Source organism: Pseudomonas sp. MF06569 (assembly GCF_059862735.1).
The window spans coordinates 1-12667 of sequence record NZ_JCBCUZ010000048.1; the positions used below are offsets into that span (position 1 = coordinate 1).

The following is a 12667-nucleotide window of genomic DNA, read 5'->3' on the forward strand; positions in this document are numbered from 1 at the left end:
TTGAGCATTACAACGAGCAGCATCCGCACAGCGCTTTGAACTATCGCTCACCGAGGGAGTTCAGGCGCTTGGCAGTGGCATCAATTTAACGGGGAGTTGGTGTCCGGTTTTGTAGGGGCTAATCCAGCGCGGATGCTATAGGATCTTATCAGGAGATGGCATTCCTCCTTTAACCGCCTTGTGCTGATGATGCCTACGTGAACCCTGGACAGGGTGCGTAGGTGTGCCTCCCTGTCCCTAATTTAGGACAGGATATGATCTTACTATTCGTGCTTCGCCCATCTTACAGCGCTGTCCCTCTGCATGCTTGGCCCTCCAGGTTTGGTAAGGAGTGCTCGCCATGCTGAAATCATTGATCGTCATTGCCATCGGCGCCTCAGTTGGTGCTTGGTTACGCTGGCTTTTGGGTATAAAGCTGAACGCTCTATTTCCTACGATTCCTCCCGGGACTGTAGTCGCGAACATGGTCGGGGGTTATCTCATAGGGCTGACCATCGCCTTCTTGGCTGCATCGCCTTCGCTCAGCCCTGAATGGCGCCTCCTGATCATCACCGGATTTTGTGGTGGTCTTACCACTTTTTCTACATTTTCAGCCGAAACAGTCACCTTGATTCAGGAAGGAAAACTGCTCTGGGCGCTTGGCTCAATTTCGTTGCACGTGGTTGGTTCGTTGACGATGACCACTGCCGGGCTTCTTTCATACCAAGTGATTGGTACTCGCTGAGGGGATAGACATGAAAGGCTTTATGGTCGTTTTCTTTACTCAACAAAACTGTCGCTATCAGGGAAAGATGTTAGGTGAATGGATCGTCGATTTGCCAAAAGAAATGAGCCCACTTGGGATAGATCCGTCCGACGCAACCACTTCTACAACATCGGAGGTAAGAACATGAGCTACGCGGACATTCCTGCTGGTAACGCGATCCCCGATGACTTCTTCACAGTTATTGAGATCCCTGCAAACCACTCGCCGATCAAGTACGAGGTCGACAAGCAGAGCGGACAGATCTTCGTTGACCGCTTCCTAAGCACACCGATGTTCTATCCGGCCAACTACGGGTTCATTCCAAATACGTTGAGCGATGACGGAGATCCTCTGGACGTCCTGGTGGTTTGACCTTATCCCGTCTCACCTGGAGTTGTCATCCCCAGTCGCCCGGTGGGTGTGATGTACATGACTGACGAAGCCGGAGCGGATGCCAAGGTGATCGCTGTGCCTCATGAAAAACTCAGCTCGATGTACAGCGACGTAAAGGAGTGCTCAGACCTCCCTGCGCTACTCCTCGCACAGATCCAGCATTTCTTTGAAAACTACAAAGCATTGGAGCCGGGTAAGTGGGTGAAGATGGGCCGCTGGGGGAGCGCGGACGAGGCGCGGGAAGAGATTCGAAAATCGGTAGCTGCGTATATTCCCAAGTAGGTTTCACTCCAGATTGAAAGCATCAGCCGGGAGTCAGAACTGAGGGGCAAGTGATTTGCCTCTCAGTCGCTCGGGACATCAAATGTCGAGGGAACCACACGCATAGATAAGTGGATGGCTTATGCTGCGCATGACTCAACTCAATCAAAGTCATTCCAGAATATCGGCCTTTGATAACCCACTTATAGGGTCGCGCTATCATGCATTTGACGATCTCCTATTTGACTAAGGTGATTGGTATATCTGAAAGCTGAATCACCTTTGCCGCGACAGAGCCCAGAAAGATCCCTGCAAGAAAGCCGTTGCCATGTGAGCCTAGGATTATGTTGTTACATCCTAAGGAGCGTGAGCACGCCACGATTTGGCTTGCTGCATCGCCTTGTAAGGTATGAAGTGTAAATGCAACCCCTTCCTGCTTCAGAAGCACCCCAGCTTTTTGTGAGTTCTCAGCACTTTTATCACCGTAGTAACGATCAATCTCATCCGCTCTCATGTCGTGTGCAATTCGAGTTGGTAGCAGTGGCTGTACATTCACCAGATGCACCTCAACACTACCGCCCAGTAATCCGCCATCTTGGATTAGCCCAACAAGGTAACGTACTGCGCGCTCCGAGTGCTCGGAACCATCGACAGCTACAAGTATTTTATGCATTTTCTATATCCTCTTTCAGTGGCATGAAGATGCTTGTCGTTAGGGGATTGCCAGCTTGCAATCAGTTCTACTCGGACAAGCGGATTCGAATCTGTTTTTCAATCTCGATGATCGCAAAGAGCGCAACACCAACCCCGATGATTATTAGACCATCAAGAAAGGGGATCGCTTCTGTGGCAAACACCTTTTGCAGCGGTGCCGCGTAGGTGATGGCGAACTGAGCGATGGTTACCACTCCTACAGTTATCCATACGATCTTGGTGCCACGAATGCCCTTCCAAGTAAGTGATGTGCTGTATAGATTACGAATGAAGAACAGATGGAATATTTCCATCACAACTAAAGTGTTGACCGCGATGGTTCGGGCCAACTCCACTGAGTAGCCTCTGTCGAGCGCATAAGAAAAAACACCGTATACGCCGCAGAGGAACAGAATAGAAACAAGCACCATATGCCAGACTAAAGCACCGCTTATCAATGGCTCTTTGCGCGAACGAGGCGGTCTGCGCATGGTGTTATCTTCGGTGGGCTCGAATGCCAACGCTATGCCGAGCGTTACTGCGGTTATAAGATTAATCCACAGAATCTGTATCGGCGTCACCGGCAGTGTAAGGCCGAGGAGCAGGGCCACGATGATGGTCATGGCTTCACCTGCGCTTGTGGGAAGCGTCCAGCTCAGGACTTTCTTAATATTGTCGTAGACTGTACGCCCCTCGCGCACTGCAGCAACGATGGACGCGAAGTTGTCATCAGCCAGCACCAAGTCGGCAGCTTCCTTGGCGGCGTCACTACCTTTTCCCCCCATAGCGATGCCAGCATCGGCACGCTTTAGCGCTGGTGCGTCATTAACGCCATCGCCCGTCATTGCCACTGTCATGCCATTCGACTGCAGCAGCATGACTAACCTGAGTTTATGTTCAGGGCTGGTACGAGCAAAGATATTGACTTCCTTTACCGCCTCCTTGAGGGCGGCATCGTTCATGGAGTCCAGGTCTACACCAGTCAGCACCTTGTCGGGATTATGCAAGCCAATCTGACGACCGATTGCGGCGGCGGTGCCGCCATGATCGCCAGTGATCATTTTTACAACAATGCCCGCTGCCTGGCATTGTTGAACTGCCTTTATCGTCTCGGGTCTAGGCGGATCAATTAGCCCGACCATGCCCAACAAGGTTAACTTCCCTTGCACGTCCCCAAACTCCAACACAGTGTGCTCTGGCTGAACTGACCTAGCTGCAAACGCCAATACACGCTGCCCTTTTGCGGCGATGGTGTTTGCCTGTTCGTACCAGTAGTCCGCGTTAAGGGGCTCAGTCACGCCATCGGTTACGAACTGCCGCGTGCTCATGGCCAGTATTTGCTCTGGTGCACCTTTTACATAGATAGAAGCATGGCGATTATGGTTGTGATGGAGGGTCGCCATAAAACGGTGTTTCGCGTCAAACGGAATGGCATCGCTTCGTGGCCAGGTACGATGATCTTCATCGCTATCTATTCCGGTTTTTCCGGAAAACGCTAGCAAGGCTCCCTCCATCGGATCGCCTTCAACCGTCCATAAGTCTTTATTCTGGCGCAGCACGGCATCGTTGCAGAGACCTGCTGCTCGCCCCAATTCTGAGAGCGCAGGGTGAGACGATATCTCGATCAGCTGATCGGCAATCCTGAAGCCTCCCGCTGGCTGATAACCTGCGCCATCGACTGTGAAGAGAAGATCGTTCGTGACGACCGATGCGACCATCATTTCGTTGCGGGTCAGTGTTCCAGTTTTGTCAGTGCAGATGACGGATACCGAGCCTAGTGTTTCGATGGCAGGCAGGCGACGCACGATAGCGTTGCGGCGAGCCATTGCGCGAACTCCGACAGCCAACGTGATGGTAAGGACGGCGGGCAATCCTTCAGGTATCGCCGCTACTGACATCCCGACTACGATCATGAAAATCTCTGTGAACTCGTAGTGCGCGACATAATGGCCGAACATGAGCAGAAGGCCACCGACTAGCAAGATCAAGATCGTCAGCCAACGTGCAAAGACGTTCATTTGCTGCACCAGCGGAGTTGTCAGCGTTTCTACTCTAGCAAGTAGCGTACTGATGCGTCCGATCTCAGCTGCAGCTGCGGTAGCAACTACAACCCCTGTAGCTTGTCCGCATGTCACGAGCGTACCGCTGAACGCCATGCAGGTACGATCACCCAGAGCGGCTTTAAGGCCCACTGGTTCGGTATGCTTTTCTGCTGGTACGGATTCACCTGTGAGAATTGCTTCTTGAATTTGTAGTCTGTTCACGTGCAGCAGACGTAGATCAGCAGGTACTTTGTCTCCGGCTTCCAGCAATACGATGTCGCCCGGTACTAGCTCCTCACCTACAACGCTCAAGCGTTGGCCTGCGCGAATCACGGCGGCGTGCGGTGCCAGCATCTGCCGGATAGCTTCCATGGCCTTTTCCGCTTTACCTTCCTGGACGTAGCCAATGATCGCGTTTGCAATAACTACCGCAAGAATCACCACCGTATCCCACAGATGTTGAAGCATCGCGGTAATCGCTGCAGAACCTAGAAGCACATAAATCAGAATGTTGTGAAATTGCAGCAAAAATCGCAGCCACGCAGGTCGCCGTGCTACTTCTGGCAGGCGATTAAAACCAGTTCGGTCAAGCCGAGTTTGAACCTCGGCGGACTCTAGCCCGACATGCTCATTAACCTGAAGGAGGTTCATTACCTGCTCTGCAGGCAAGGCATGCCAAGCCGCAGAGTTTGTGAGGGTTGGTGTTTGCTCAGTTGCTGCGTAGACCACCGGCTTCATCAATGAGTACCTTCTGTGTACGCAGCTCAACTGAATCGAGCTTGAGTGGTCGTGAATAAATCGAAATGCTAAAAAGTCGGTTATCGCTTTGAAAGCCTCTCAGCATACTAGCTGACACCAAGTCAAAAACTCACACAACCAACAGTCAGATGATTATTGACCCAAATCATGTTATTGGTGACCTGTAGTGTGACAAGATATTTTGCTGAGCAATCTGGATACCAACCTCCTTACAGCCAATAGCAGTAATCATATCGATCGGCAGGCAGGCAGGCAGGCAGGCAGGCAGAATAAAAAACACAAACAACCTATTATTAAAATAATAAAACCAGCGTACAACATGCCCTCCCCTGAAAACTTATACACCCCCTTTAGACCTCACACTGATCAAACCTAAAATCATCGCCCAACCGTACAAACACTTAGATTACTGAGTGTAAATATCGGACTGCACCTCACCCAGCTTTTATGACAAACCTTACAAGCCGGCATTCACGCCCACACTAAAATCAATACCACACACAATCGTAAAGCGGACGAGCAAAACCAAGCCACTCTAAACAGCGATGTTAATATACTAAACTGCAACCAGTTACGAGTCACGTTCAAAACACAGACTTCACAAACAGCGACTCTTCATGCGCAACTAGCAAATCACACTACATAATCAATAGATCACTCGAGACATAAAAATTATTTTTATTATTTAGCAAATGACCGGCGCAATTATTACAACAGTACTACCCAAAGCACCAATTTCAGGCTAAATACAAAGACAGCCAACAAGCAACCTTGCCTTTAACTCAACTGTTTCAGGTTATTTAATACCACGCACTGGAGTGAGTCAGATGTTAATATATTGCTTTATAAGTGACCCTAAGGATTTTGATGACTAAACATCAACCTGCAGCCGCCCTCCCTAGAGCCACCGCGATTTTAGCTCGTTACCTATCGTCGGAGTCAGCCGGCGGTATAGTACTGATGGGCGCAGCACTGGCAGCCTTGATTGTAGCTAACTCGCCTCTGTCCCAAGGCTACTTCGCAGCGCTGCACAGCATATGGCTAGGGATGTCTGTGGAACATTGGGTCAATGACGGCCTGATGGCCATCTTCTTCCTCATGGTCGGCCTCGAGATTAAAAGAGAAGTGCTTGCTGGGGGACTTTCCACCTGGAGCCAGCGCGCCTTGCCTGGATTTGGTGCTTTAGGCGGCATGGTTGTGCCTGCGCTGATCTATATCGCCATCAACTGGGGTAACTCTGAGACCTTGAAGGGATGGGCCATCCCTGCCGCTACCGACATCGCATTCGCTTTGGGCGTCCTATCGCTCCTGGGCAAGCGAGTCCCTACTTCGCTGAAGGTTTTCCTTGCCGCCCTAGCGATCATTGACGACCTAGGTGCTGTAGTCATCATCGCCTTTTTCTATACCACTGGTCTTTCCATGCCGATGTTGCTGGCATCGCTTGCAACCCTGGTCATTCTGATCGCAATGAATCGATTGGGCGTCAGACGATTACTCCCATATTTGCTGGTCGGTAGCGTGCTGTGGTTCTTCGTGCTGCAGTCGGGAGTGCATGCCACCCTTGCGGGTGTTGCCGTTGCACTGTGCGTCCCTATGGGCAAGCCTGAAGAGGAAGTTCGGTCTCCACTGCTGTTCCTAGAGGAAAAGCTGCATATGTGGGTAGCGTTCGCTGTGGTGCCGATTTTCGGCTTCGCCAATGCGGGTGTTTCACTGGCCGGTATTTCCATGGAGAACCTGGTTGATCCAGTTCCGCTGGGCGTTGCGCTCGGCTTGTTGGTGGGCAAGCAGATTGGTATCTTCCTATTGGCTGCTCTGGCCATTCGTATGGGCTTGGCCAAACTACCGGAAGGCAGCAATTGGGCACAGCTTTACGGCGTTGCGCTCCTGTGTGGCATCGGCTTCACCATGAGCCTGTTCATCGGAAACCTAGCGTTTGCTGGATCAGCTCACCTGATTGACGAGGTAAAAGTCGGTGTGTTGATCGGTTCCACCTTGGCTGCAATAGGTGGTGTCATGATTTTGCGCCGCAGCGCTGTGCCTGCCATTGCCGCCGCCACGCTTTCCAAATAAGCGTAAGCGAGCCGGCCATAGAGTTTCTCACTGCTAGAAATTCTGTGGCCGGCGCATAGTCTGACGAAGTGTGGTTACCCTTTTCCATACCAAAAACTGCCGATATATGGTCTCAACGGCTGATTGGCGGCATCAACTCGGACGCGACTTTTTCAGCATGAACGTTTCACGCTGAATTCACTGCCCCATCGATGGCTCCCGACGCTGCATCACGGCTTCGTTATGCGATATGGCCTGATGCAGATTGATCCAGGCAGGCCACATTCCATTAGCGATTTCGTTACTTTCCATTCTGACGGGCTCTAGCTGGGGCGCTACTTCGCATAGATAAAAAGTAAGCGGCTGGCTACCCCACCTTGGGTTCACGAGATGTAGTAGTCGGATTCGGCATGTCGAAGGGAGTAACATATGCCCTGGAATGGGTCGTGTGGTCATGAATCGCTTAGGAGTTGTTCCCGTTGAAATCCGATTTAACTGAACTAGGCACAAAATATTCAGGCGTGGCAGACCCTTCCCTCGGCCATATTCCAAACGAACTGGTAGCTGCTATCCAAGATGTGTACAAGCCGGCGGGAATGCAATTGACGGATCTGGCTTTACGCGAGGCTGAGAGTCCCGAGTATAGTGCCTCCCGCTTTGGCCTAGACGGACACACCATTGTCTTCCGCGTGGCTAAAACAACGCCGACGAAGATTGGACAGTTCGTCACAATATGGAAGCGCCCGAGGTCAGGCAGCACCATTGCACCTCTCGATGTCGATGACGGCGTAGCTTTTGTTGTAGTGAGTGTGTCCGATGCAACTCATCGCGGACAGTTTGTTTTCGACCATAAGATACTGGCATCAAAGGGCATCATGGCGATTAACGGTAAAGGCGGTAAGCGCGCTATCCGCGTTTATCCACCCTGGGTCAAACCAGTCGCCAAAGAGGCCGTTAGGACACAACAATGGCAATTACGATACTTCCTTTCTCTTGAACAAAGCGGAAGCGCCGATTCCGTGCAGGTGCGTCGGCTATTTGAAGTTTAAGATCCTTAACCGTCACTCATGAGCGTTCTGGGTAAGCTCGACGTCCACCTATGGGGCAGCAACTGATCGATTGCTCGCAAAGCAACAGCTCGATGATCGCCAATGCTTCCGCCTGCCGTTTGGGCGTAGCTCCCAACGGAACGAAAGCTGTCAACGCCCCTGGTTAATGATTTCGGTAAAGTGGTAGTCACTTGCGTGATCACGTTGGTGTAGATGGCGATGCTGGATAGGTTTGCGCCCGGCTGCAGGCATTCCTGAACAACCTGGGCGGGTAAGAGCTTCGTTGGCGCATGGAGATCCTGACATTAAGGGCGATCGCGTCCGCTTAAAAATACGCGGACACCATCGCCCTTAATGGTGGAGTTCGGAAGGTGACATCCCCAGCCGCTTACGATAAAAATGCAATGTCATGTGCATCAGATCGTATTGAGGCTTCCGATAGGAGCGATACTCCTCGATGTAACCGTAATGCTTAAGCACCTGTCGTTACCTCTAATCAGGTCTAAACCCTTCTCAGTAGGGAACTACAAAGCAGAGACGCTCAGAAAAGTGCCAACTAACTGTCGCTTATTTTTTTCAGTCGACTTTTGATCTACTTGGTGCGAAAGGGTCTTTTGAGCGCATGACGGCTCACTAGAGTCTGCTAAAAGCTGGTGCTTCTTGCGTCCCTGATTTATTAAAAGATTTTACGAAAAATTTACAAGCCATAAAGGTGGAGCATCCGATACTGTACTGCGCTAATTCAGTAGGCTACTTTTTATGTCTCTCGCAGGACTAAGATTTATCGGCTTCATTTTAGGAATTTTTCTGATCACGCTAGCTTTAAGCATGGCTATCCCAATAATCACACTCATGGTCTATGAGCAGGACGGTGGCGATCTTTCGGCATTCCTGTGGTCAAGCTTAATCACATCTGTCTGCGGCCTTCTGTTGATCGCGCGGGGACGCCCAGATACCGCCCAGCTTCGTCCCAGGGATATGTACCTGCTAACTACTGGCAGTTGGGTTGCGGTGTGCATCTTCGCATCGCTGCCAATGGTGTTTATCAGCGACATCAGTTACACCGATGCATTCTTTGAAACAATGTCGGGCATCACAACTACAGGGTCAACGGTACTCACTGGTTTGGATACCGCTTCACCGGGATTATTGATCTGGCGCTCAATGCTACATTGGCTCGGAGGTATAGGCTTCATAGGCATGGCTGTAGCGATCCTACCGTGGAGATACCGACCGCCTCCAGCGTTTGCAAAGCTCTTTGATTCACTCGACCACTGGGAAAGCTACCCGAGCTAACCGCTTCTACGCCTTCAGGTGCTAGGTGGTTGAACAACGCCTCAGACAGAATGCTTCGGCAGCTGTTGTGGGTGCACATAAACAAGACTTTCATCAAATAATTCCTTGATTCAGAAACTGAGGCGCAATGCCAGGGCGCACAGGGTGACGACGAGGATAGGTAAGGTCAGCACTATCCCTATTTTGAAGTAGTACCCCCAGCTGATAGTGCACGACCCACTTCGTGTCTCGACCATCCATCACGCCTGCGCGCTCCGCTTGCCCCCAGCAGCAGATGTCTGCACCTCCACGCTAACATGAATGTAGATTTCATCCTCTGTAGCTTTAAAACACTTTGCCACCCGTGCCTTCAGCTTCGGAGCCAACAGGTACAAACCTCCCACCTTACGATCCAGAAACAGTACATCAACAGGTGGTGTGTGCCAGAAGTCGCGGTCGGCACCTAGTTCCCAGCCGGCATCACACAGGCGTACGGCTAGGTCAGACGTCGCGAAGTCACGGGCAACGAGCCGGGCACACGAGGCTTCATAAATGAAGCGCCTCAACCATCGCGGCAAGAAGCAAGCAGACGCTAGCCACGAGGGTAAGCCGTAATCGCATCGGTAGGTACCAGCCGGGCAAGCTTATAACCCGCAACAGCTTCCTGTCCTGCAGAAGGTGGACAACTAAGCCGATGACCAACAGCAAGCAGCCCAATGACATTGGCAGTAACGTAGCAATCCAAGCAATAAGCGCAGGAATGACACTCCAGATGAACCGGTCTCTGCCCTGCTCGGCGCTCATATCTTGCACGGTCATAGCGAAGCCCCAGTGTAAGGCGCCGACGAAACTCAGGATGACTGCGCCATAGTTAACAAGCGCAATCGCAAACAACGGCCGATAGTCGAGAGAGAACGGGATCAGTAGCGCCAGAAAAATAAACGGCAACAGACCTCCATAACCCAGCAGGCTGACGTGCTTTGGCGGAGAGGTTGAAGGCAACACGTTCATTTGTATTCCTTGCAGTGAGCGACACTCAAGACTGTAGGCCCAAAAGCCTCGCTTGGGAGAGATATTGATGGCGAGGTGGGCTATATGACTGCAGCCCTGAGCTGTTCCAAACTTCGTTTATCTGTTACGCAAACGTTCAGCACAAACTCGCGCTTAGCGGAGGCAGGGATCAAATTTTAAACTGCATCAGCTTTCCTCGCGTTGCTTACCCTAGCTACGCTGGAAATTGTCGCTCTGGCTGCAGGCACTCCTGGACGACCTGAGCTTTGAACGATTTAAGATCAGAGCTTCGTTGGCGCATGAAAAACCTAGCGAAGGGGTGATAGCGTCCGCTTAAAAATACGGGGAGACCATCGCCCTAAATACTGGATTTCGGTAAAGCACTGTGAATAGGTAAAGGCAGCACGGTACGGGCCCCTTTTAGGGGCCCGCAGTCTTGAACCGAGCAAATTGCTCCACTTTTACCAATGCTCACTGGAGCAATGACTTGCGAAAGCCCGGAGGCCTAAAAGTAAATTAAACATGTACCCATAGGCAGGAATCCAGCAATGCCAGTCGATCATGATCTGGCCCGTCTACTGAGTAATCTGAGGGAACATTTCCTTACGTGCGTCAGCATCCATCTCGGTCTTGTAACTGTGCAGGGTCTTCAGCTCTTCGGTTCGCTGTGCTGCCGGTCGAGCATTGATGCCATCAAGGAACCGTTTTACGTTTGGAAGTTTTACCCAAGCGTAATCACCTAGGATGAAAGGTACCGCACGCGCCCAACCCCATACGGCCATGTCAACCAGCGTGTACTCACTTCCGAGCATATAAGGCTGTTTGGCCAGGTGCTCGTTGATAATCGTCCAGTGACGCCAGGCTTCGAAGGTGTAGCGGGTAACGGCGTAGTCTTTTGGCTCGGGTGCGAAGTGCTTAAAGTGAACAGCCTGTCCAGAGTAAGGGCCGATACCGGTCGCGACAAACATGAGCCAGGAATACATCTCACCTCGCGCTTTGAGATTGTCAGCAGGCAGGAACATCCCTGTCTTTTCGGCTAGATAGAGCAGTATGGCGTTGCTGTCGAATACCACGTTGTCACCATCAACCAGAGCCGGTGTCTTGGCATTCGGATTGATCTTAAGAAACGCCGGATCGTGCTGTTCACCCTTGCGCGTATCAACAGGGATGAGTTCGTACTCAAGGCCTGACTCCTCCAAGAAAAGCGCAACCTTGGCGGGGTTAGGAGACGGGTGATAGTAGAGCTTGATCATATTGATTCCGTGCAGTGGTTTTCAGAGAACATCGCTAAAGCCAAGGGAGGAAGATCAAGGCTTTTGATTGCAATACTAATGGCGACTGTTACACACGCAGCATCGAGATTAATCCGTGCCAAAACTCGAATGCCCAGCAACACACTGAGCAAATGATGCGCCCCCAGCTTCACATCAATCTCCAAAGAATCGACAGATTGCATGCGGAAGGTTTGCAGGCTGCCTTCAAAAAAACTGCGAATGCCCTCGAATTCTTCTGCGACGGCCTGTTGCAAATCCGTGTCTTCTGCATTTGCCTCGAGGGCAGAATTCACCAGCAGACATCCACGATGAAAAGGATCGTTCAGTGTGCGACTCAACACCTCTGCAAAGAATCCAGTTATGGCCATTCCAGCGTTTGGAAGAGTTTCAAGGCGCCGAGTTCGATCACGCACACTGCGCTCTAGATAGTGCACGAGGGCGCGACGTTCAGAATAGCTCTGGATTAAGGCTTCAGACGCGGGGCGGCACTATCACGCTATATCGATGATGACGCCGTCCCCATTGTGCTATTAATAACCAAGGCATTTATCCTTACCTGGATCCAGATCATAAGGTTCTTTAGGTAAACGCCTACCATATCACCCTAGCCCACACACCTGCGTAGCTCCAACGCTCGCGAGCCCAAGAACCCCAACTAACTAAAAACCTGATGGGCCGATGTTTATCAAGCAGCACTGCACGGACAGCTTGATTCGAAACACAACCTTCAGAAGGATTGTTCTATGCGCGGAGCACCCTACCGGCAAAACGAGGATCAGACTCTGCTTGCGCTGGAGGCACTTGAGGTGCTCGATACGGCTGCTGAAGCGGAGTTTGAAGCAATTGTGCATGCCGCATCGGTTGTGTGCCGCGTACCCATTTCACTTATAAGTTTGATCGACGAGCGCAGGCAGTGGTTCAAAGCCCGTGTGGGGCTGCCCAATGTCATGGAGACAGACCGAGACATTGCCTTCTGCGCGCACACGGTTCTGTAGTGGTCTAATGAAACCGGACACCCTTTTAGGCGAGAATACTCGCCAGATCGAGGTGTCAGATGACCAAACAACGCCGTACCTTTTCCGCTGAATTCAAACGCGAGGCTGCCGACCTCGTGCT

9 protein-coding genes, 6 pseudogenes and 1 riboswitch are annotated in these 12667 nt (G+C 51.4%); of the genes and pseudogenes, 6 read left to right on the forward strand and 9 right to left on the reverse strand.

The window, feature by feature from the left end:
• The first annotated feature begins 142 nt into the window (after positions 1 to 142).
• Positions 143 to 203, forward strand: a riboswitch (Fluoride riboswitch).
• Positions 204 to 340: 137 nt separating this feature from the next.
• Both crcB and ppa read left to right on the forward strand, forming a co-directional pair.
• Positions 341 to 724, forward strand: a complete 384-nt coding sequence (crcB, locus tag AC19YQ_RS24200) for a fluoride efflux transporter CrcB (RefSeq protein WP_095019786.1) — start codon at positions 341 to 343, stop codon at positions 722 to 724.
• A gap of 165 nt (positions 725 to 889) precedes the next feature.
• Positions 890 to 1420: pseudogene (gene ppa / locus AC19YQ_RS24205) on the forward strand (inorganic diphosphatase).
• Between the two features lie 217 nt (positions 1421 to 1637).
• On the opposite strand, the gene AC19YQ_RS24210 reads toward ppa, so the two are convergent.
• Together AC19YQ_RS24210 and AC19YQ_RS24215 are read right to left on the reverse strand one after the other, a co-directional pair.
• Positions 1638 to 2072 carry a universal stress protein gene (locus tag AC19YQ_RS24210; protein WP_500596110.1) on the reverse strand — a complete coding sequence of 145 codons (435 nt, stop codon included), beginning with the start codon at positions 2070 to 2072 and terminating at the stop codon, positions 1638 to 1640.
• Positions 2073 to 2139: 67 nt separating this feature from the next.
• Positions 2140 to 4872, reverse strand: a complete 2733-nt coding sequence (locus AC19YQ_RS24215) for a cation-transporting P-type ATPase (protein ID WP_500596111.1) — start codon at positions 4870 to 4872, stop codon at positions 2140 to 2142.
• Between the two features lie 888 nt (positions 4873 to 5760).
• On the opposite strand from AC19YQ_RS24215, the gene nhaA reads away from it, so the two are divergent.
• A complete protein-coding gene (gene nhaA, locus AC19YQ_RS24220; RefSeq protein ID WP_500596112.1) occupies positions 5761 to 6963 on the forward strand; it encodes a Na+/H+ antiporter NhaA in 1203 nt (400 codons plus the stop codon).
• 112 nt (positions 6964 to 7075) lie between these two features.
• On the opposite strand, the pseudogene AC19YQ_RS24225 reads toward nhaA, so the two are convergent.
• Positions 7076 to 7296 (reverse strand): annotated as a pseudogene (locus tag AC19YQ_RS24225) (DNA mismatch repair protein MutT); the annotation flags it as partial.
• A gap of 125 nt (positions 7297 to 7421) precedes the next feature.
• Between AC19YQ_RS24225 and AC19YQ_RS24230 the strand changes: the two are divergent.
• The gene (locus AC19YQ_RS24230) at positions 7422 to 7991 is read left to right on the forward strand and encodes a MepB family protein (protein WP_500596113.1); all 570 of its coding nucleotides are present in this window, start codon (positions 7422 to 7424) and stop codon (positions 7989 to 7991) included.
• A 393-nt stretch (positions 7992 to 8384) separates the two neighbouring features.
• Here AC19YQ_RS24230 and AC19YQ_RS24235 read toward each other — a convergent pair.
• Positions 8385 to 8474, reverse strand: a pseudogene (locus AC19YQ_RS24235) (DNA mismatch repair protein MutT); the annotation flags it as partial.
• Between the two features lie 276 nt (positions 8475 to 8750).
• On the opposite strand from AC19YQ_RS24235, the pseudogene AC19YQ_RS24240 reads away from it, so the two are divergent.
• Positions 8751 to 9212, forward strand: a pseudogene (locus AC19YQ_RS24240) (potassium transporter TrkG); the annotation flags it as partial.
• On the opposite strand, the pseudogene AC19YQ_RS24245 reads toward AC19YQ_RS24240, so the two are convergent.
• The 5 genes and pseudogenes from AC19YQ_RS24245 to AC19YQ_RS24265 form a co-directional block, all read right to left on the reverse strand.
• Positions 9205 to 9381: pseudogene (locus AC19YQ_RS24245) on the reverse strand (arsenate-mycothiol transferase ArsC); the annotation flags it as partial. The pseudogenes AC19YQ_RS24240 and AC19YQ_RS24245 sit on opposite strands and share 8 nt — an antisense overlap.
• A 16-nt stretch (positions 9382 to 9397) precedes the next feature.
• Positions 9398 to 9499, reverse strand: a pseudogene (locus AC19YQ_RS24250) (ArsB/NhaD family transporter); the annotation flags it as partial.
• Between the two features lie 313 nt (positions 9500 to 9812).
• On the reverse strand, positions 9813 to 10277 hold the full coding sequence (locus tag AC19YQ_RS24255) for a DUF3429 family protein (RefSeq protein WP_198823143.1): 465 nt from the start codon (positions 10275 to 10277) through the stop codon (positions 9813 to 9815).
• Positions 10278 to 10852: 575 nt separating this feature from the next.
• A complete protein-coding gene (locus AC19YQ_RS24260; protein WP_500596114.1) occupies positions 10853 to 11530 on the reverse strand; it encodes a glutathione S-transferase family protein in 678 nt (225 codons plus the stop codon).
• Positions 11527 to 11964 carry a TetR family transcriptional regulator C-terminal domain-containing protein gene (locus AC19YQ_RS24265; protein ID WP_500596115.1) on the reverse strand — a complete coding sequence of 146 codons (438 nt, stop codon included), beginning with the start codon at positions 11962 to 11964 and terminating at the stop codon, positions 11527 to 11529. The genes AC19YQ_RS24260 and AC19YQ_RS24265 overlap by 4 nt, the downstream gene beginning before the upstream one ends.
• 330 nt (positions 11965 to 12294) lie before the next feature.
• Here AC19YQ_RS24265 and AC19YQ_RS24270 point away from each other — a divergent pair, with 330 nt between their 5' ends.
• Positions 12295 to 12546 carry a hypothetical protein gene (locus AC19YQ_RS24270; RefSeq protein WP_500596116.1) on the forward strand — a complete coding sequence of 84 codons (252 nt, stop codon included), beginning with the start codon at positions 12295 to 12297 and terminating at the stop codon, positions 12544 to 12546.
• Positions 12547 to 12667 lie beyond the last annotated feature (121 nt).